Annotated in this window: 17 protein-coding genes; 12 read left to right on the forward strand and 5 right to left on the reverse strand. The window is 47.6% G+C overall.

All coding sequences use genetic code 11. The features are described 5' to 3' along the window. Positions 1–4 precede the first annotated feature (4 nt). The gene (locus INF28_RS01590; RefSeq protein WP_226391724.1) at positions 5–964 is read right to left on the reverse strand and encodes an ABC transporter permease; all 960 of its coding nucleotides are present in this window, start codon (positions 962–964) and stop codon (positions 5–7) included. 41 nt (positions 965–1,005) lie between these two features. Further along, on the reverse strand, positions 1,006–2,133 hold the full coding sequence (locus INF28_RS01595) for an extracellular solute-binding protein (RefSeq protein ID WP_226391725.1): 1,128 nt from the start codon (positions 2,131–2,133) through the stop codon (positions 1,006–1,008). Between the two features lie 551 nt (positions 2,134–2,684). On the opposite strand from INF28_RS01595, the gene INF28_RS01600 reads away from it, so the two are divergent. After that, positions 2,685–4,478, forward strand: a complete 1,794-nt coding sequence (locus tag INF28_RS01600; protein WP_226391726.1) for a sensor histidine kinase — start codon at positions 2,685–2,687, stop codon at positions 4,476–4,478. Further along, positions 4,475–6,049: a response regulator transcription factor gene (locus INF28_RS01605; protein ID WP_226391727.1), complete on the forward strand. Its 1,575-nt coding sequence runs from the start codon at positions 4,475–4,477 to the stop codon at positions 6,047–6,049. The genes INF28_RS01600 and INF28_RS01605 overlap by 4 nt, the downstream gene beginning before the upstream one ends. A 75-nt stretch (positions 6,050–6,124) precedes the next feature. On the opposite strand, the gene INF28_RS01610 is transcribed toward INF28_RS01605, so the two are convergent. The 3 genes from INF28_RS01610 to INF28_RS01620 are packed head-to-tail and all read right to left on the reverse strand — an operon-like array spanning position 6,125 to position 9,747. After that, positions 6,125–7,075: a Gfo/Idh/MocA family protein gene (locus INF28_RS01610; RefSeq protein ID WP_226391728.1), complete on the reverse strand. Its 951-nt coding sequence runs from the start codon at positions 7,073–7,075 to the stop codon at positions 6,125–6,127. A gap of 11 nt (positions 7,076–7,086) precedes the next feature. Then, positions 7,087–9,231 (reverse strand): alpha-galactosidase, encoded by a 2,145-nt coding sequence (locus INF28_RS01615; RefSeq protein ID WP_226391729.1) that lies wholly within the window; start codon positions 9,229–9,231, stop codon positions 7,087–7,089. A 27-nt stretch (positions 9,232–9,258) separates the two neighbouring features. Beyond that, positions 9,259–9,747: a deoxycytidylate deaminase gene (locus INF28_RS01620; protein ID WP_226391730.1), complete on the reverse strand. Its 489-nt coding sequence runs from the start codon at positions 9,745–9,747 to the stop codon at positions 9,259–9,261. 153 nt (positions 9,748–9,900) lie between these two features. On the opposite strand from INF28_RS01620, the gene tsaE reads away from it, so the two are divergent. From tsaE to INF28_RS01670, 10 genes are all read left to right on the forward strand, one after another. Next, positions 9,901–10,320, forward strand: a complete 420-nt coding sequence (gene tsaE / locus INF28_RS01625) for a tRNA (adenosine(37)-N6)-threonylcarbamoyltransferase complex ATPase subunit type 1 TsaE (RefSeq protein WP_226391731.1) — start codon at positions 9,901–9,903, stop codon at positions 10,318–10,320. Continuing rightward, positions 10,314–11,021 (forward strand): tRNA (adenosine(37)-N6)-threonylcarbamoyltransferase complex dimerization subunit type 1 TsaB, encoded by a 708-nt coding sequence (gene tsaB, locus INF28_RS01630; protein WP_226391732.1) that lies wholly within the window; start codon positions 10,314–10,316, stop codon positions 11,019–11,021. The genes tsaE and tsaB overlap by 7 nt, the downstream gene beginning before the upstream one ends. Positions 11,022–11,034: 13 nt before the next feature. Continuing rightward, positions 11,035–12,468 carry a D-alanyl-D-alanine carboxypeptidase family protein gene (locus INF28_RS01635; RefSeq protein WP_226391733.1) on the forward strand — a complete coding sequence of 478 codons (1,434 nt, stop codon included), beginning with the start codon at positions 11,035–11,037 and terminating at the stop codon, positions 12,466–12,468. 168 nt (positions 12,469–12,636) lie between these two features. After that, on the forward strand, positions 12,637–13,173 hold the full coding sequence (locus tag INF28_RS01640) for a COG2426 family protein (protein WP_226391734.1): 537 nt from the start codon (positions 12,637–12,639) through the stop codon (positions 13,171–13,173). Beyond that, entirely contained in the window at positions 13,170–13,502 is a 333-nt protein-coding gene (locus INF28_RS01645; RefSeq protein ID WP_226391735.1) for a hypothetical protein, read from the forward strand. The genes INF28_RS01640 and INF28_RS01645 overlap by 4 nt, the downstream gene beginning before the upstream one ends. 41 nt (positions 13,503–13,543) lie before the next feature. Further along, positions 13,544–14,254: a UMP kinase gene (gene pyrH / locus INF28_RS01650; protein WP_226391736.1), complete on the forward strand. Its 711-nt coding sequence runs from the start codon at positions 13,544–13,546 to the stop codon at positions 14,252–14,254. Between the two features lie 15 nt (positions 14,255–14,269). Continuing rightward, positions 14,270–14,812 carry a ribosome recycling factor gene (gene frr, locus INF28_RS01655; protein WP_226391737.1) on the forward strand — a complete coding sequence of 181 codons (543 nt, stop codon included), beginning with the start codon at positions 14,270–14,272 and terminating at the stop codon, positions 14,810–14,812. Between the two features lie 141 nt (positions 14,813–14,953). Continuing rightward, positions 14,954–15,697 carry an isoprenyl transferase gene (locus tag INF28_RS01660; protein ID WP_226391738.1) on the forward strand — a complete coding sequence of 248 codons (744 nt, stop codon included), beginning with the start codon at positions 14,954–14,956 and terminating at the stop codon, positions 15,695–15,697. Further along, positions 15,687–16,529, forward strand: coding sequence for a phosphatidate cytidylyltransferase (locus INF28_RS01665; RefSeq protein WP_226391739.1), 843 nt, complete (start codon positions 15,687–15,689; stop codon positions 16,527–16,529). The genes INF28_RS01660 and INF28_RS01665 overlap by 11 nt, the downstream gene beginning before the upstream one ends. Before the next feature lie 44 nt (positions 16,530–16,573). Beyond that, on the forward strand, positions 16,574–17,731 hold the full coding sequence (locus INF28_RS01670) for a 1-deoxy-D-xylulose-5-phosphate reductoisomerase (RefSeq protein ID WP_226391740.1): 1,158 nt from the start codon (positions 16,574–16,576) through the stop codon (positions 17,729–17,731). The last annotated feature ends 31 nt before the right edge of the window (positions 17,732–17,762 follow it).

Raw genomic sequence — 17,762 nt, forward strand, 5'->3', positions numbered from 1 at the left:
CCTCCTAAAACAATGAGCTGTCACTATCCAGTTTTCTAACCACCGCATTGGCAAAAATGACCAGTGCGCAGCCGGTTACCGACTGGATAAACGAGGTCGCCGATGCCAGACCCAGCGCTCTGGGACCGCCGGCCGTAATGTTTTTGTACACATAGACCGGAATGGTGGTCGTTACCTCGCTCAGTGCCCCGGAATCCATGGGCACCTGGTAAAAGAGTCCGAAATCTCCGCCGAACAGCGAGCCAACACCCAGAATAATCTGAATACACACAATGGTTTTCAGCATAGGAAGCGTAATATGCCAGATTTTTTGCCAGCCGCTGGCACCGTCAATGCTTGCCGCTTCATAAAGCTGCATATCAATTCCCGATATTGCCGAAAGATAAATAATGCTGCCAAAGCCCATTTCTTTCCAGAAGTTGACAAATATTAGAATAAACGGCCACCACTTTGGTTCAACATACCAGTTGACAGGGTCGCCTCCAAACACCATTGTAATGACCCGGTTTAAAAAACCGTTTTCCATGTTCAAAAAAGCCAGAACCAAATAACTGACAATAATCATGGAAAGAAAATGCGGCATAATGAATACCGTCTGAAACACCTTGGAGGTCCGCTTGTTCCGCAATATACTGAGTCCGATAGCAAGGGCCACGCCCAAAACGGCGCCTACCACAATAAAGGTCAGGTTATAGCATATGGTGTTCCGTATCATGATGTATGCGTCATTGGATTTAAAAAGATAGGAGAAATTTTTCAGTCCATACCAGTCGCTTCCAAAAATTCCCTGCCGCAGGTTAATTTTTTTAAATGCGAGAATAATGCCGAACATGGGCATATACGCAAACATAAAGGTAATGATAATGCCCGGCAACGTCATCATAAACAAGGGCAGCTGGCTTTTGATTTTCTCCGCCGAAATCCTTTTGTTTTTTATTACAGTTTGTTTGGTTTTGCTTTTCACTCTCATTTCTTTTCTGCCTTTCTATCATGGAATTGATTCTGCTAAACACCGGCGCCGCTGTATATTTCTTCAAACGCCGCACAGGCGTCCTGCAGGGCGGCGTCATCGGCCAAATACCGCTCTACGGCTTTGATGGCATTTTCCATGCAAAGCATATAATGCGGATTCTCCTCTCTGTATATCAGCGTTTCTTTTAACGGCTTTATCATTCGGATTCCCACACCGGAATCCAGCACCACATCATTATCATACAAGCTTTCCTTGACCGGCAGGGTTCCGTGCTCTTTCAAAATGGCAATCTGCACGTCTTCCCGGCTGAGGTATTCTAAAAACTCCTCAATTCCCTGAGTTTTTTCACTTCGCTTATTTACCACAGCGCCGTATACCCTTGCCACCGCACAGGATTGATCTTGGCTGTCGGTAATTGTTTCCACATCAAACCGCCCCTGCACGTTACTGGAAGCAGAAACCAACTCTCTGCCCTTTCCGCTGTAGGACAAAGCCAAATCGGCCTCTCCGTCTTTGAAATCCGAAAAGGAAAACTGTTTTTGGCCGCTTTGCCATAGCCGTTTATAAAGCCGCAGTCCCTCTTCCACACTGCCGCCAAAGGCAATCAGCTCCATAATATTAACTGTGGTTTCACCGTCATCGTCTCCCTGCACGGCGACCCGGCGGCCAACCGCATCTTCTATTTTGAAGCCAGCACTTTCCTTCCTGCTGTAAATCAAACCCACATCCTGCTCCAGCGGCAAAACATACAAATGGTTCTCCTTTTGTATCCGCTCTGCCACTGCATGGGGATACTGACCCGGGTCTATGGAAATCCACTCGTCCAGCGGCGCAAGATAGTCGTTTTCCAAAAAGTCCTGTATCCAGACATCCTCTATCAGACACATATCAATATCAATTTCGCCGCCCAAAAAAACCGAACTGATTATCCGATAAAAATCACTGCTGTCCGAACCGATTTTTTTAAGCTGCACCTCTGTGCCAACACTGTTTTCGGAAAATTCACGGACAATATTTTCATAAGCTCCGGTAAAATCCCGCTGCACCGCAAAGATGATCTCTTCTTTTGGCTTTTGCAGGCCCGCCTCCGGCTGTCTGGCACAAGAACAGCCTGCCGCCGTTCCTATCAAAGCGCACGATAGGAAAAAACAGCAAAACATTTTTCCTTTTGCGTTTTTCTTTTTGCCCCAGTGCATTGCTCCCCCGCCTTTCTTTTTTCCGGCCTTTCTGCGTACAAAAACAAAAGCCCTTTTCCTTCTGTCAGCTTTTTCTGATATTTTTTTCTTTTTCCCTGTAACCACAGATACAATTTGATCCTTTTGCGGATTCCAAAATAAGTTTGGCAGTTTTGGCTTTTTCAGCTCTGCCTAAAAAAGTTTCTTATCAACTAAAATTGCAGTTCTCAAATAAAAATAAATGACTTTTACAAAGAATTTTTTATCTTGCGGAAAAGGACACCCTTTTCCTTTTTCCTTTTTTATTATAATTCCGTTTTAAAAAATGCACAACATAAAAAACTTTTTAAATTGTTCGTAAATTTTGTTTTTTTTCCTTTTCCACTTTCTTTTTTATGGGAAATATACTATAATGTTATTAAAGAAATCAATGATCGTAAACTGCGCAATTACTCTGGCGAAATTACGAATTCTTATGCAATTACCGCTGTGCTGGTCCTCTGCGGCAGGCCAATTACAAGAGAAAGGAGAGCGCCATGCGAAAAAAACTGTTTGCAAAATCGTCCATAAAGTTCAAGCTGATCTGTTATCATTCCTTTATTGTGCTTTCCTCCTTATGTATCTTTGTTGCCATTATTGTCTTTCGTTCCAATGCTGTGGTGAAAAATTTGGTTCAAAAAAATGTTGACGGGGTTATTTTAAATACACAAAGCAACATTTCTACCCTGATTTCCAGCATCAACGAGTGTATGCTGACCTTTCAGGTCAACAGCGAGGTCCAGCAGCTCCTCTCCAGCGACGTCAGCGAAAAGCCCATACAGGACGTGGCAACCCTGGAAAAGGAACTGCTTTCCCTTGATCCCTTTCATACAAAAATCGATTCCTTTGAGCTGTATTCCTTCAAGCACGACAATTACCCAAGATATAACATCAAACAGTCTGTTTTTTACAGCGGTTCCATGCAAAATGACGTTCTTTTTTCGCAAATGGTCAACAGCGGTTATGAAACCCAGTGGTTTATTCAGGATTCTATTACGGACGGAAATTCATTTATCGTAGCATCCAAGCTGATCTGCGGCATCAACGCCCATGAACCGGTTGCGCTTTTAAAAGCCAAAGTCAATTTAACCACCCTGACCGATATTGTTGACCGGCTCTCTCTGGCGGAGACGGGGAAAATTTTTCTCTGCACCCAAAGCCACATTGCAAACGCTTCCGAATCGCAGCTGGGACAAGCCTTGAAAAACAACCATGTCCTGTTTCAGGATATGCTTCCGTCACAGACCAAACAGCATACCTATATTGATATTGACAATGAAAAATACTACCTTTGCAGCTATCCCATTCCCGAAACGGAGCTCTATCTGGTAGGGGCGGTCAAGCTTTCCGAGTTCAACTCAGCCTCAGACTCTCTTTCCAGTGCAATCTTTTATACCGGAATCTTGGTTATCCTCTTTTCCATGCTGTTTATCGCCTATATCTCATCCATGGTCACCAAGCCCATTATGAACATGGCCAAAAATATGCGGCATTATGACTATTATAACAACGCCAGCCTGCCGGCCAATTCCCATGATGAAATTGGCGTATTGATCAATTCCTTTAATGCGATGCAAAACAAAATTACCGACCTGATTCAGGGAATCAAAAGGGAATCCAAAATTCGGCAGATTGCAGAGCTCAAAGCACTGCAGGCACAGATTACGCCGCACTTTTTGTATAATACCCTCAACTCCATCTGCGCCCTTTCCCACAAATACAACGCAAAAGATATAGAAGAAATGACCATGGCATTATCCAAATTTTTTGTCAATTCCCTCAACAACGGCGGGGAAATGCTCACCCTTGCGCGGGAAGTGGAACACGCCATGAGTTATGTCTACATACAAAAAATACGCTATGGCGACAAATTTAATGTGGAAATCAATCTTCCGGAAAATCTGAAGGATTACTTAATCTGCAAACTGACCCTGCAGCCACTGATTGAAAACTGTATCAATCACGCCTTTGACTGTATTGATTATACAGGAGAAATTAAAATCGATTTTCGCAAAGAACCAAACGAGAAAGGTTCTGACGACATCGTCATTACCGTAGCGGACAATGGCTTGGGCGAAATGGTCATGGACCCCAATCTTCTTAATGATTACATCAACAAAGAGATAGATATTACCGAACCCATTCAAAAATATGGGGTGCACAATGTGAATCAAAGGATTCACCTGTATTTTGGCAAAGAATACGGACTGCACTATGAAACCGGCCCATCGGGCGGATTTACAGTTACCATACGGATTAAGGCCATTTTGGAAAAAGGAGAAGAAGAATGAAATTACTGATTGCTGAAGACGAAATGCTGGCATTGGAAAATCTGAAAAGTATCGACTGGGCAGCGGCTGGGATAGAGCTCAAAGGCACGGCCGATAACGGCCTTACCGCACTGGAACTGGCCAAAAAGACCAAGCCGGATATTGTAATATCGGATATCCGCATGCCCGAAATCAACGGAATTGATCTGGCAGGCAAAATTGCCACCTTATTGCCGGATACCAAGGTGATCATTGTTTCCGCCTATTCCGATTTCAGCTATACCCAAAAGGCCATTGCATACGGTGTTTTTGAATATATCCTAAAGCCGTATACCACCGAACAGCTTATGGAAGTGGTGGAAAAAGCCAAAACAGAAATTAAAGCCGCACAGCAGCAAAACGCCCTTTTTGAAACAATTAACAGCCGTCTGGAGCTGAGCAAACATTTTATGAAAGAATATTATCTAAGCTTCTTATCCAGGTCTTCGCTTAACAAGGATTTTATCTCCATGTTTGGAGAATATACCTCCAATCAAGTATATATTTCTCTCTGCGTATCCTTGGAAAAATCAGAACAAAACGGGGATTATAAAAAGAATTTCAGCTTGTTTTCCGATATAGAAAAAATCTTGAAAAAGAAATATTTAAATTATGTATCTTTTTTTGAAATCTATACCTTTACCTATGTGCTGGCGTTTGATGATACCACCCCCGGCCAGGCATTGCAAACGGCTCTGGATATTGCCGACACCATCAAGGATCACTTAAACTATGCGTCCATAGTAGATTTTGTAATAGGTACAGGCAATCCGGTAACCAAACGGCAAAACATTCAGCAGTCCATTACCTCGGCGCTGAATGCAGTGGACTATCGGTTTTACTTGGGTAAGCGGACGGTCATTTGCATCTCTGATATGGAGCAGAATACTGCCGTATACAATTATCGGAATATCTATGGAGATGGTTTTTTAAACAGCGTCAAAATCGGAGATATGGAAGCGGTGCAAACAGCCATTGACACGCTGTTTGAAGCCTTTATTACAAACAAGGAAGACATCACGGTGGTACACAGAACCTGCCACAATATTTTTGTTAATTTGGCACTCTGTCTGATGCAGTGCGGCCAGGATCCGAATATATTGTTTAACAAAACGGATATATGGTCGCTGATTCAGCAATATACGGACATCAACCTGCTGAAAAAATTTATTAGCGATACCATCTCTGTTGTCGTTTCTTCCATTAGTTTCGCACGAAGCAACAGGGTGTCCAGCCTGGTAAATGATATCAAAAAATATATTCAACAAAATATTTCAGCAACTTTAGTAGATATTGCCGCTCACTTTCATTTATCACCCAGCTATCTGAGTATTATTTTCAGCAAAAACACCGATATTACATTAAAAAATTTTTTAATTATGGAACGGATCAATTATGCAAAAGATCTGCTGTTAAATTCAGATAAAACAATATATGAAATTGCACATGAAGTAGGATATAAAACCGCACAGCATTTTAGTGTAATATTTAAGAAAAATACCGGCTTAACTCCCTCCTCTTTTCAATCCGAACACCGTCATAGTTCCTTATAAAAACAATATGTCTATTCTTTTAACAATATCTGAAAAAGCCTGCGGTCAGGATTGCTCCAAAGCCGCAGGCTTTCTTTATTCTGATAAAATTTGATCAAACAGCCCGGCACACCAAAGGGTATCTGCCCAGGGAACCACTGGACTTTCCAGCAGTCCATTCCGGACACAGCGGACCGTTTCCTCCACTTCCCACAAAAAACCGTTGGGATAATCTTCAATAAAATGCTCTATTAAAATTCCTCTTCTGTTATAAAGGCAGGCCTCTCTGCCCGCATGGGAATGCGGGATCCAAATACTTCCCTCTGTCCCGCTCAGCGAAATGCCTTCTTTGGCAGCGGCCAGCACGCTGGTTTGGATCACGCCCAGACAGTTAGAAAACCGTAGCAGCGCCGCCGACGCCTTATCCACGCCCGTGGGCGCACGGGAAACCATAGATGTTACTTCTTCAGGGGTTTCCTTTAACAAATAGGTCAAAAGCTCCGCAGCATAGACGCCCACATCCCACATGGCGCCGCCTGCCAGCTCCGGCGCAAACAGCCGGCCCTCCGGCTGATATTCCGCCCGGAACGCCACTACCGATGACGCCAGCTCTGGCCGACCGATCCGGCCTTCTTCAAGCCACTTCGCCGCCCGTCTTATATGCGGCAGAAACCGCGACCACATGGCCTCCATGACAAAAACATTCTGTTTCCTGGCTTCCGCAAAAACCGCCTCTGCTTCCGCCCTGGTGCAAACCATACACTTTTCACACAACACCGGCACCTTCCGGGACAGGCAAAGCATAATATTTTCATAATGAAAGTTGTGTGTTGTTGCAATATATACCGCATCCAGCTCTTCTGTATCCAGCATGGCTGTATAATCTCCATAGGAACAGGGGATTTTTTCCTCCTTAGCAAAAGCAGCCGCACGCTCGGCGCTTTTGCTGGATACGGCGGCAATCTCACAGCCCGCTCTCCTTGCCGCGTCGCAGAACTTGTGCGCAATCCGTCCCGCTCCCATAATTCCAAACCGAAACGCTTTCATTGTCTGCCTCCTCACTCTTTTCCAGCAGAAACGTCAGGCACAGCCGTCATTTTGATAGCAAAACTTTCAAAATCCTGTGCCGTTTTCTCCAGAATAATACCCACGTTCATCAACACATCGCCTTTGATACGCTGATTTTGATAGGTGGTCTCATAATAGGTATCCTTATCAAGTCCGGTCATTTTTACCCGCTTGGGTTTGCCGTTGGGCACAGTCATCTTTTTGAAAGCAAACAAAAGGCTCTCTTTTTTATCCTTTGAAACAAACTGCCATGCCGCATAATTTCCCTCAAACGGGCTTTCGATTCTATAAAAGTCCCCGAATTGTACAAGCTCCCGGTTGGCTTTATAAAAGGCGATTTGCGCCTTCATCTGTTCTTTCTCCTCGGGACTGCACTTTGAAAGATCCAGCTCATAGCCCAGATTTCCCGACATTGCCACATCACCGCGGGATTTCAGCGGTGTTATCCTGCCGGTCTGATGATTGGGCACCGCCGACACATGCGACCCCATGGCTGAAACGGGATAAACCATACTGGTTCCGTACTGGATAAACAACCTTTCATACGCATCGGTATCATCGCTGGTCCATATCTGGGGCATATAATAAAGCATGCCGCCGTCAAACCTTCCGCCGCCGCCGCTGCAGCCTTCAAACAACACTTCCGGGAATCGGGAAGTCACTGTCTCCATCACCCGGTAAAGCCCCAGCATATACTTATGCGCCGTATCACTTCTTGGAATCTCGGTCATAGACCGGTTCATATCCCATTTCACATAAGTGATCTTTGCGGAAGAAAGCACCGCCGATACTGCATCAATGATATAATCACATACCTCCGGCCGAGACAAATCCAAAACCAGCTGGTTTCTTGACTCGGTCCGGGGCCGGCCTTCCGTATGGATACACCAATCCGGATGCGCCCGGTACAAATCACTGTCCGGGTTCACCATTTCCGGCTCAAACCAAAGCCCAAACCGCAGCCCCATTTCCGTCACCTTTGCCGCAAGGCCCTCTAATCCATGGGGAATCTTTTCCATATTAACCTTCCAGTCACCCAGGGAACAGTTATCCTTATTCCTTTTTCCGAACCATCCGTCATCCAGCACAAACAGTTCTGCACCGATCTCCTTTCCCTCTTTGGCAAGTGCAATCAGCTTCTCTTCCGTAAAATCAAAGTAAGTCGCCTCCCAGTTGTTGACCAGCACAGGCCGTACAGCAGAACGATATTTTCCCCGGCACAGCCGGTTTCGGTATAAATCATGATAGATCCGGCTCATTCCGTTTAAACCCATGTCCGAATAGACCAAAATGGCCTCCGGTGCCTGGAATTCCTGCCCCGCACCCAATTCCCACGCAAAGCCAAAGGGGTTAATCCCTATCTGCATCCGGGTAAGAGGATAAGAGCTGAGTTCCGCTGCCGCTTCAAAGTTGCCGCTGTAAATCAGGTTCATGGCATACACCTCTCCCTGCTGCTCCGTGGTATACGGCCGCACCAGCGCAAGGAACGGGTTCTTATGATGGCTGCTTGCACCCCGGCTGCTGGAAATACTTTTTTTGCCGTGGAAGAGCTTTCCTCTTTCCACATGCCGCTCCCGTGCCCACGATCCATGCAGGGTCAGCGTCTCAAAATCATCGTCATAAAAATCTACACTGGCACTTAAAATCCGCTTCATTTTCAGCGGCTCGCTGGAATTGTTTTTCAGTCTGATGCTTCTTGCCAGCGCACCGTTTTCAAATACGGAATACAGCAAAACGGCCTCTGTCTTCTTCAACGCGTCATACAAAACAATCTCCAGCGTCTGGGCCTCTTTCTCCTGCTCCGTATAGGTGGCAGGCAGTCCGTTCAGTTTTGGCTTACCGTCATAAATCCTATGAGACTGATACCGAAACTCCGTCACACCCGATCCGTCCGCGAACTCGATTTCCAGCATAGGGCTCCGGTAATCCCCGGTTCCGTAAACCGGCATTTCCAGCAGCTGCGTATCTGCCTGGGTAGACCATCCCATGCCGCCCTGACTCATCAACCCCTTTAAGTCAGATACCTCCACCGTTTTGCCCCAGTAATACATCTGCGGCACGCCTGCCTCTATGCCAAAAATATAGCTCATACCGCCGGCGTGCAAATGAAATATCTGGTTTTGAAATTCAATCATTTTTATCCCCCATTTTCAAAACTTATATTAATAGCCCCTTTTCCCGGAAAGGGAATCATCATCCTCTATCCAGGTGCTGACTTGAATTTCCGTATACTCCGTAGGGGTGTTGCGCACCACCACTTTTTCGATACCGGCATTGATCACCATCCGCTTGCACATGGCGCAGCAGCAAGCATCACGCACCAGTTCGCCGGTCTTGGCATCCCTGCCGCAAAGGTAAAGTGTCCCTCCCAGCATATCCCGCCGCGCGGCAGATATAATACAATTGGCCTCAGCGTGTACACTCCGGCAGAGCTCATACCGCTCCCCTCTTGGGATCTGAAGCTGTTCCCGGGTACAAAACCCCAGGTCGGAACAGTTCTTTCTGCCCCGGGGCGCGCCGGTATAACCCGTTGAAACAATTTCATCATTTTTTACAATAATGGCGCCGAAATTCCGCCGCAGGCAGGTTCCCCGCTCGGTCACTGTTTCAGCAATATCCAAATAATAGTTGTGCTTGTCCACTCTTTCCATTTTCACCGCACCTTTCTTGCCGCAAAAAAGCGTTTTTTGTATTATAGCAGAGCAGAGGGAAAATTGCAACCGCAAATCTGCCCTAATGTCTTGACTTTGCGGCAGGGAATTAATATAATAAAAAGGTAATTTTGAAAAGAGCGGTGAAGAACAATGTTACGGATCGAAACAAACAGCCCGGAGGAAACCCGAAAGGCAGGCAAAGATTTTTCTAAAACCCTTTCGCCCGGGGCAATCCTTGCCCTCAGCGGCGATTTGGGCTGCGGAAAAACAGAGTTTGTCAAAGGTGCAGCCGACTGCTTTGGCGGCGGCGATATGGTGACCAGCCCCACCTTTGCTTTGGTGAATGAATACCCCGGCACGGTGCCGGTTTATCATTTTGACGTCTACCGGCTGGAAAACCCGGATCCGGCACTTTGTGACTGGATGGATGACTACCTTTTCGGTGACGGCATCTGCCTGATTGAATGGGCGGACAATGTCCGCGCGGTTCTTCCCGAAAATACCATTTGGATCTATTTTAAAAAAGACCCCGCACGGGGCGAAAATTTCAGGGAGATCATCATATGCTGATATTTGGAATTGATACCTGCTGTATGGCTGCCACTGCGGCTTTGATGGACGATACCCGGCTGATTGCACAGACGGTGATCAATCATAAAAAAACCCATTCCCAAAAGATGATGCCGCAAATTGAGGTCATGTTTGCCCAGGCAGAAATTAAGATAGAAGAAATTGACTGTTTTGCCGCAGCCGTAGGGCCCGGCTCCTTTACCGGCGTCCGCATCGGCGTTGCTACCGCAAAAGGACTGGCACAGGCCACGCAAAAGCCCTGTGCGGCAGTTTCCACCCTGCACGCCTTGGCCAACAATTCCGCAGTGTTTGACGGGATCATCTGCCCTGTCTTAGACGCCCGCAGAAACCAGGTGTATAACGCCTTGTTCCATGGCGGCAAACAACTTGCGCGGCTCTGTGATGACCGGGCAATCGCCCTTTCCGATCTGCTTTCGGAATTGAAAAAACAGGAATTGCCGGTTTTATTCTGCGGAGACGGAACCTTGGTGTATCGAGAAGCCATTGAAGAAACACTTGGCGGTCAGGCAATTTTTGCCCAGAGAATGCAGAACATGAATCTGGCAGGCTCGGTCGCCGAGCTGGCCTTTGAAGCAATAAAAAGCGGCGCGACCGTTTCCTATACAGATTTGGTACCCCAGTATATCCGGCTGTCACAGGCAGAACGGGAACGAATGGAAAAATTGCAAAACAGCAGATAGGAGTGGAGTAACATTGAAAAATCGGAAACGGGTTTTATGCGCACTGTGGGCGGTATTTCTGCTGTGGCAGGTACTCCTGCCCGCGGCGGTTTTCGGGGAACCTACGGCATCCCCCGCGGCATCGTCAGCGCCTTCGACTCAAACAGATACCTCTGCCGCAGAGCAAACGCAAAACTCCCATATGGATGCAAACGGCAGGCCCATTCTGGGACAGGGGGAAACGGGTATCTTGATTGAAAGCACCTCTGGCACCGTCTTATATGAATCGGAAAGCGAAAAGCAGATGTTCCCTGCAAGCACCACCAAAATTATGACCGCCCTGCTTGCGGCGGAAGCTTTGGAAAAAGGCGAGGTGACTCTGGAAGAGCAGATAGAGATTACACCCGAGATGCTTAGCGGATTGGCGGCAGACAGCAGCACCATGAACCTGAAGGAAGGGGAAATTATCTCCTTTGACGCGCTTTTAAAGGGACTGTTGATTCCATCAGGCAACGACGCCGCTATGGCCATTGCCTTTCGTCTGGCCGGAAACGACCAGGCTTTTGTGGAAAAAATGAATGCCAAGGCCGCAGAACTGGGGCTTAGCGGCACCCATTTCATGAATCCCCATGGTCTTCACGATGACAATCACTATACCACTGCTGCCGACATGGCAAAGATTGCCCAGGCGGCCATGCAATACGAAATCTTCCGGGATACTGTCGACATTGCCCATATTAAGATTCCGCCCACCAACAAAACCGAAAAGGAACGGTATTATATTAATACCAACGGCCTTTTGTCCACCATGCGCTACCTAGAATATTACTATAAAGGCGCAAACGGCATCAAAACAGGAAATACCAGTCAGGCAGGCAACTGCCTGGTCTTTTCCGCCGTCCAAAACGGCATGGAGCTGATTGGCGTAGTGTTCCACGGCAAAGACGTGGCGGCATCACATCAGGACAGCATCCGTCTTTTGGATTACGGCTTTTCACAATACGAAATCATATCTCCCATTTCTGAAGGCGAAATCCTTGGCGAAGTCCGGGTAAAACAGGGGAAATCCACCGATTCGGTGACTTTGTCCTCTGAGGGAAATATTAAAGTGGTTGTCCCAAAAGGCACCACCCGGCAGGATCTGGAAATTCGTCCCGAAATCCCCGACGCCATATATGCACCTGTATATAAAGACCAGGTTGCGGCAAAAGTCACCGTCCTATATAACGGAACGGAACTGGCTTCCGGCAATCTGCGCGCCGATGTGGACGTGGAACGCAGCCCCTTCTGGCCCGTTCAGGCTCTGGGGGAATGGCTCTGGAGCTTTTTCCTGGTTCGCATCATAACCTATCTCGTTCTGGCCGTCCTTTTGGTGCTGATTCTTTTCTTCATACTGGGGTTATATCGGTCACTGAAAACCGCGCAGTATCGGAAAAAAAGTCAAAACCGCCGCGGCCGCAGAAAATAATGCCGCGGACATAAATTTTTCTTGAAAAAGAAATAAAACTATGCTATACTGATGAATAATAGATGACACACCGGAAAACAAGCGGTTTGAGGCCTTATCTGATATGCGGCTCCGCGCGGTTTCCATGTCAAACACATGAAAAACTGATATACACGGGGTAACGTATATATGAACGCTTCTTTTACAGAATATTTCTGGACTTTTTTCCTCTCTATGGCACCGATTTCTGAGATACGCGGGTCTTTGATTTATGCGCTCAATCAGGTGGATCATACCTTCGGCAATATTTTGGTAATGTACCTTTTGTCGGTAATTGGTAATTTTCTTCCTGTGCCGGTGATTATGCTGATTTTCCGGCCTATTGTCAAGTGGCTCAAGACCACCCGCCTGCTCAGCCGGTTTGCCCACTGGCTGGAAGATCGAACCCGCCGCAAGGCAGGCAAGCTTAGCAAAGCAAGCGCAGGTGCGCTGATGATATTTGTGGCCATTCCCTTTCCTACAACCGGGGCATGGACCGGGGCAATGATTGCCTCTTTGCTGGATATGCGGTTTAAATACGCGTTTCCGGCTATATTGCTTGGAATCATGATTTCCGGCATTATTATGACACTGCTGGTCACTGGGGTTTTAAACCTGGGGGTAATCGGTGAGTGGATGACTTCGCAATTGTTGAAACCAAGCTACGCGAAAGGATGGTTACTATGAGAGAAGAACAGCTTCCCCCTGTAAAAAAAGGAAGCGCACGGGGAAGAAAAACATTAATGGTATTTGGAATCTTATTTATTATAGCCGGCGTTTTTTTAGGCTCGTTTGCGTGTTCGTTTCAGGTGATGATACAGGCGGCGCAGTCGGAAGAAACGGATGAAAATACACTGCAAAGTGAGAACGCAAAGCTCAAAGAGGATGTTCAGCTGCTGCAGGATCAGATTACCATACTGCAGGCTGAATTGGACCGGTATAAGCCAACGAGCAAGCCCTCGTCTTCTTCCTCTTCATCGTCCCGGAGCACAAGTGCCTCCGGCAGCAGCCGATAGGGTTTCGCGGTTTAAATTTATCAAAAGCAAAGGAGAAACCTATGAAAAAGCCAAAGTATAAGAGAATCATGCTGAAAATCAGCGGAGAAGCGCTGGCAGGAGATAAGGGCTTCGGCCTTGATCAGCCTACCATTAATGCTATCGCTGAAAAGGTAAAAGAATGCTATGATATGGGGGTCGAAATCGCCATTGTTGTCGGCGGCGGCAATTTCTGGCGGGGACGCACCGGCGAGGGTATGGACCGCTCCCGTGCCGATCATATGGGTATGCTGGCTACCGTTATCAACTCTCTGGCTCTGCTTGACGCTCTGGAACACCTGGGCGTGGAAAGCCGGGTACAGACAGCCATCGAAATGCGGCAGATTGCAGAACCGTATATCCGCTTAAAAGCAGCGCGCCATCTGGAAAAGGGCAGGGTTGTCATTTTTGCCTGTGGCACCGGTAATCCCTTTTTCTCCACCGATACCACCGCGGCACTGCGGGCAGCCGAAATTGACGCTGAAGTGATCCTGCTTGCTAAAAAGGTGGACGGCGTTTACGACAGCGATCCCAACCTGAACCCCGACGCCAAGAAATTTGATTCTCTCTCCTTTATTGATGTGCTTAACAAAGGGCTGGGCGTGATGGATTCCACTGCCACCTCTTTGTGCATGGATAACAATATTCCCATTTTAGTATTTGGACTGAATGACCCGGAAAACATTAAACGCGCCGTAATGGGCGAAGAGATCGGCACTTTGGTAAGCCGGTAGAAAGGAAGAAACGCTATGAAAAATACAGAGAACAAAATGAACAAAGCCATTGCTTCCCTGGAAGGGGATCTGGCGTCTATCCGTGCCGGCCGTGCCAATCCGGCTATTCTGGATAAAATTACAGTAGAATACTACGGTGTGCAGACACCCCTTGCCCAGGTGGGAACCATTTCTGTGCCGGAGGCCAGAACCATCATTGTTCAGCCCTGGGACGCTTCGGTGCTCAAGGCGGTAGAAAAAGCCATTTTGGCATCAGATATCGGAATTACGCCCAACAATGACGGCAAAATGATTCGTTTGAACTTCCCGCCGCTGACCGAAGAACGCCGCCGTGAACTCAGCAAGGGTGTCTCCAAACGCGGCGAGGAGGCAAAGGTTGCTGTGCGGAATATCCGCCGCGACGCCATGGAGCAGTTTAAAAAACAGAAAAAGGCTGGCGAAATTACCGAGGATGATTTAAAAGATCTGGAAGAACAAGTACAGAAGCTGACCGACAAATTTGTGAAACAGATTGACGGCATTATTGCTGACAAAGAAAAGGAAATTATGGAAGTATAATCTAAGCACAGATGTCCCCGCCTCTTGAGCGGCGGGGGACAAAACCATGCCTACCTTGAAAGGACGGCGTAAAAAAGAAAAAAGGGGGGGAATAGAAGGCAGAGCGCTTCTATTCCCCGTCGTGTATTGAGGGAAGATACTATGCTGTGGAATCGAAAAAAAAAGGAAACGGAACTGAATATGACAAGGATCCCCCGCCATATTGGAGTCATTATGGACGGAAACGGCCGCTGGGCCAAGCGCCGGGGCCTTCCCCGCTCGGCAGGGCATAAGCGGGGGGCCGATATTTTGGAAAACATCTGTGATTACTGTAACAGTCTTGGCATCAAGGCGCTCACCGTCTATGCCTTTTCTACCGAGAACTGGTCCCGTCCGGAAAAGGAAATTGACGCACTGATGAAACTTTTATATGATTATCTGATGATGGTGGAAGAAAAATTCCGCGGCCGGAATATGCGGCTGAAAATCAGCGGCGATATTAGCAGGCTCAGCGAAAAGATTCAGGCAGCCATTCATCATGCAGAAAAAGTCACCGCTTCCGGCGACGGTATGGTGCTTAACATTGCCTTGAATTACGGCGGCCGTGACGAGATTGTACGGGCGGCAAAACACGCGGCGCAGGACATTCTCTCCGGCAGTCTTGCCATTGAGGCTCTGGATGAAGACCGGTTTGCCTCCTATCTGGATACGGCTGACCTCCCTGAAGTGGATTTGATTATCCGTCCCAGCGGCGAAAAACGTCTTTCCAATTTTATGCTGTGGCAGGCGGCCTATGCCGAATTCTGGTACAGCGATATTTGCTGGCCGGATTTTAAGGAATCGGATATGAGGCAGGCCATTTTGGATTATCAGAGCCGCGACAGGCGGTTTGGAGGTGTCAAATAGCATGGAAGCATCCTTAAAACAAAGAGTCATTACGTCCGCAATCGGATTGCCGCTCATTATTTTGATGCTGTTTTCACCGGTTCCGGTGATTATGGGCGTGATTATGGTGGTATCAATCATTGGCCTTTATGAATTTTACCATGCGGTTGGGCTGCAAACCCATAAACCCATCTGCCTTATGGGATATCTGGCAGCGCTGGTGATTCCGCTTGGCATCTATCTGGCGCCGGGAACTTGTATGGCGCTGGTATACCTCTATGTGGCCGCCCTGTTTATTATGATGCTGATCAGTCATCGCCGGGTGACGCTGAACCATCTTGCGCTATTGATTATGGGGCTTTTGTATATCCCCTATTTCCTCTCGCATATTATCTATATCCGAAACCTGGAATTTGGAAACTTTTATATCTGGCTGGTCTTTTTGGGCGCTTTTATGACGGATACCACCGCCTATTTTGTAGGCAAACAATTTGGCAAAAGAAAGCTGTGCCCCAACATTAGCCCCAAAAAAACGGTGGCAGGCGCCCTAGGTGGATTGGCAGGCGGCGGGCTCAGTTTTCTGCTGTTTGGCGCAGTGGTGAATCTGTTCTTTACCGATGCGCTGGGCGGTCAGCATTTTAATCTGTTTCTGCTGTTTCTGCTGGGCATGATTGCTGCTATTGTTTCAGAAATCGGCGACCTGACCGCATCCATTATTAAGCGGCAGTACAACATTAAAGATTTTGGAAACCTTCTGCCTGGTCACGGCGGGATTTTAGACCGCTGCGACAGTATTGTCCTGGTAGCGCCGGCCATTTTTCTGTTTTTGCTGAAAATTGGGATTTTAGCGTGATATACGGGAAAATTGGGGCATAAAATAAAGGAGTATGAAAATTGATGAAGCTGACCATACTGGGTTCTACCGGTTCCATTGGCACACAGGCGCTGGAGGTGGTGGAGGAACTCAAGGAAAAAAAGGAAATTACCATAACCGGCATATCCGGGAACCGGAACCTTCTGCTTTTGGAAGAACAAATCCGCCGGTTTCATCCGGCGTATGCTGCTGTGCCGGATGAAGCAGGGGCAAAAGCCCTTGCTGTCGCTGTGGCGGATACCAATACGAAAATCCTCTCCGGCAGGGAGGGACTTTGCTATTTGGCCGCTGAAACCGGTTCGGACATGGTGCTTTCGTCCATTGTAGGCTTTGCGGGCCTGATCCCCACCTTGCGGGCAGTGGAGGCGGGCAAGGACATTGCCCTTGCCAACAAGGAAACGCTGGTGACCGCAGGCAGTCTTTTTATGGAAGCGGTCAAAAAACACGGCGTACGGCTTTTGCCGGTAGACAGCGAACACTGCGCCATTTTCCAAAGCCTGAAATCCGGACGGCATGATGAAATTGAAAAAATTCTTTTAACGGCTTCCGGCGGACCATTTTTTGGGAAAACGGCCACCGAACTTGCCGGAGTAAAAAAAGAACAGGCCTTAAAGCATCCCAACTGGAGCATGGGCGCCAAGATCACCATTGACAGTGCCACTTTGATGAACAAGGGCCTTGAAATTATGGAAGCAAAATGGCTTTTTGATGTGGAAATTGACGATATTGAGGTGGTAGTGCAGCGGGAGAGCATCATTCACTCCATGGTGCAGTTTAAGGATCGCAGTGTGATTGCCCAAATGTCCCTGCCGTCCATGAAACACCCCATTCAATATGCCTTTACCTATCCGGACCGGCTGGAAGCAGTGGAGCCGCCAGTGGACTTTGCAGCCCTTGGCGCCCTCACCTTTGCCCGTCCGGACGAACAGACCTTCCGTTGCCTTGCCCTTGCCAAGAAAGCAGGCCGGCAGGGCGGTATTATGCCCACCGTACTGAACGCTGCCAACGAAACGGCAGTGACTGCTTTCCTGCAGGATGAAATTGGCTTTTTGGAAATTGCCGATACGGTGGAGGCCGCTATGGACCGCTGGCAGGATTCATGGAGACGTCAAACACAGTTTACCGCAGAAGACCTTTTAGAGATTGATACAGCGGTGCGGAAGGAAGGCCTTCAAAAGTAAAACGGGAAACTGCGCCTGATCTTGCTCACAG

It is taken from the genome of Ructibacterium gallinarum (assembly GCF_014982785.1).
GTDB classification, from domain to species: Bacteria; Bacillota; Clostridia; order Monoglobales; family Monoglobaceae; genus Ructibacterium; species Ructibacterium gallinarum.

What these genes read in the sequence shown, in the direction of transcription:
- tsaB (WP_226391732.1), top strand. Translation starts at nt 10,314, where the DNA reads ATGCTGATATTTGGAATTGATACCTGCTGTATGGCTGCCACTGCGGCT.
- pyrH (WP_226391736.1), top strand. Translation starts at nt 13,544, where the DNA reads ATGAAAAAGCCAAAGTATAAGAGAATCATGCTGAAAATCAGCGGAGAA.
- INF28_RS01670 (WP_226391740.1), top strand. Translation starts at nt 16,574, where the DNA reads ATGAAGCTGACCATACTGGGTTCTACCGGTTCCATTGGCACACAGGCG.
- frr (WP_226391737.1), top strand. Translation starts at nt 14,270, where the DNA reads ATGAAAAATACAGAGAACAAAATGAACAAAGCCATTGCTTCCCTGGAA.
- tsaE (WP_226391731.1), top strand. Translation starts at nt 9,901, where the DNA reads ATGTTACGGATCGAAACAAACAGCCCGGAGGAAACCCGAAAGGCAGGC.
- INF28_RS01610 (WP_226391728.1), bottom strand. Translation starts at nt 7,075, where the DNA reads ATGAAAGCGTTTCGGTTTGGAATTATGGGAGCGGGACGGATTGCGCAC.
- INF28_RS01640 (WP_226391734.1), top strand. Translation starts at nt 12,637, where the DNA reads ATGAACGCTTCTTTTACAGAATATTTCTGGACTTTTTTCCTCTCTATG.
- INF28_RS01620 (WP_226391730.1), bottom strand. Translation starts at nt 9,747, where the DNA reads ATGGAAAGAGTGGACAAGCACAACTATTATTTGGATATTGCTGAAACA.
- INF28_RS01660 (WP_226391738.1), top strand. Translation starts at nt 14,954, where the DNA reads ATGCTGTGGAATCGAAAAAAAAAGGAAACGGAACTGAATATGACAAGG.
- INF28_RS01615 (WP_226391729.1), bottom strand. Translation starts at nt 9,231, where the DNA reads ATGATTGAATTTCAAAACCAGATATTTCATTTGCACGCCGGCGGTATG.
- INF28_RS01595 (WP_226391725.1), bottom strand. Translation starts at nt 2,133, where the DNA reads ATGTTTTGCTGTTTTTTCCTATCGTGCGCTTTGATAGGAACGGCGGCA.
- INF28_RS01645 (WP_226391735.1), top strand. Translation starts at nt 13,170, where the DNA reads ATGAGAGAAGAACAGCTTCCCCCTGTAAAAAAAGGAAGCGCACGGGGA.
- INF28_RS01600 (WP_226391726.1), top strand. Translation starts at nt 2,685, where the DNA reads ATGCGAAAAAAACTGTTTGCAAAATCGTCCATAAAGTTCAAGCTGATC.
- INF28_RS01605 (WP_226391727.1), top strand. Translation starts at nt 4,475, where the DNA reads ATGAAATTACTGATTGCTGAAGACGAAATGCTGGCATTGGAAAATCTG.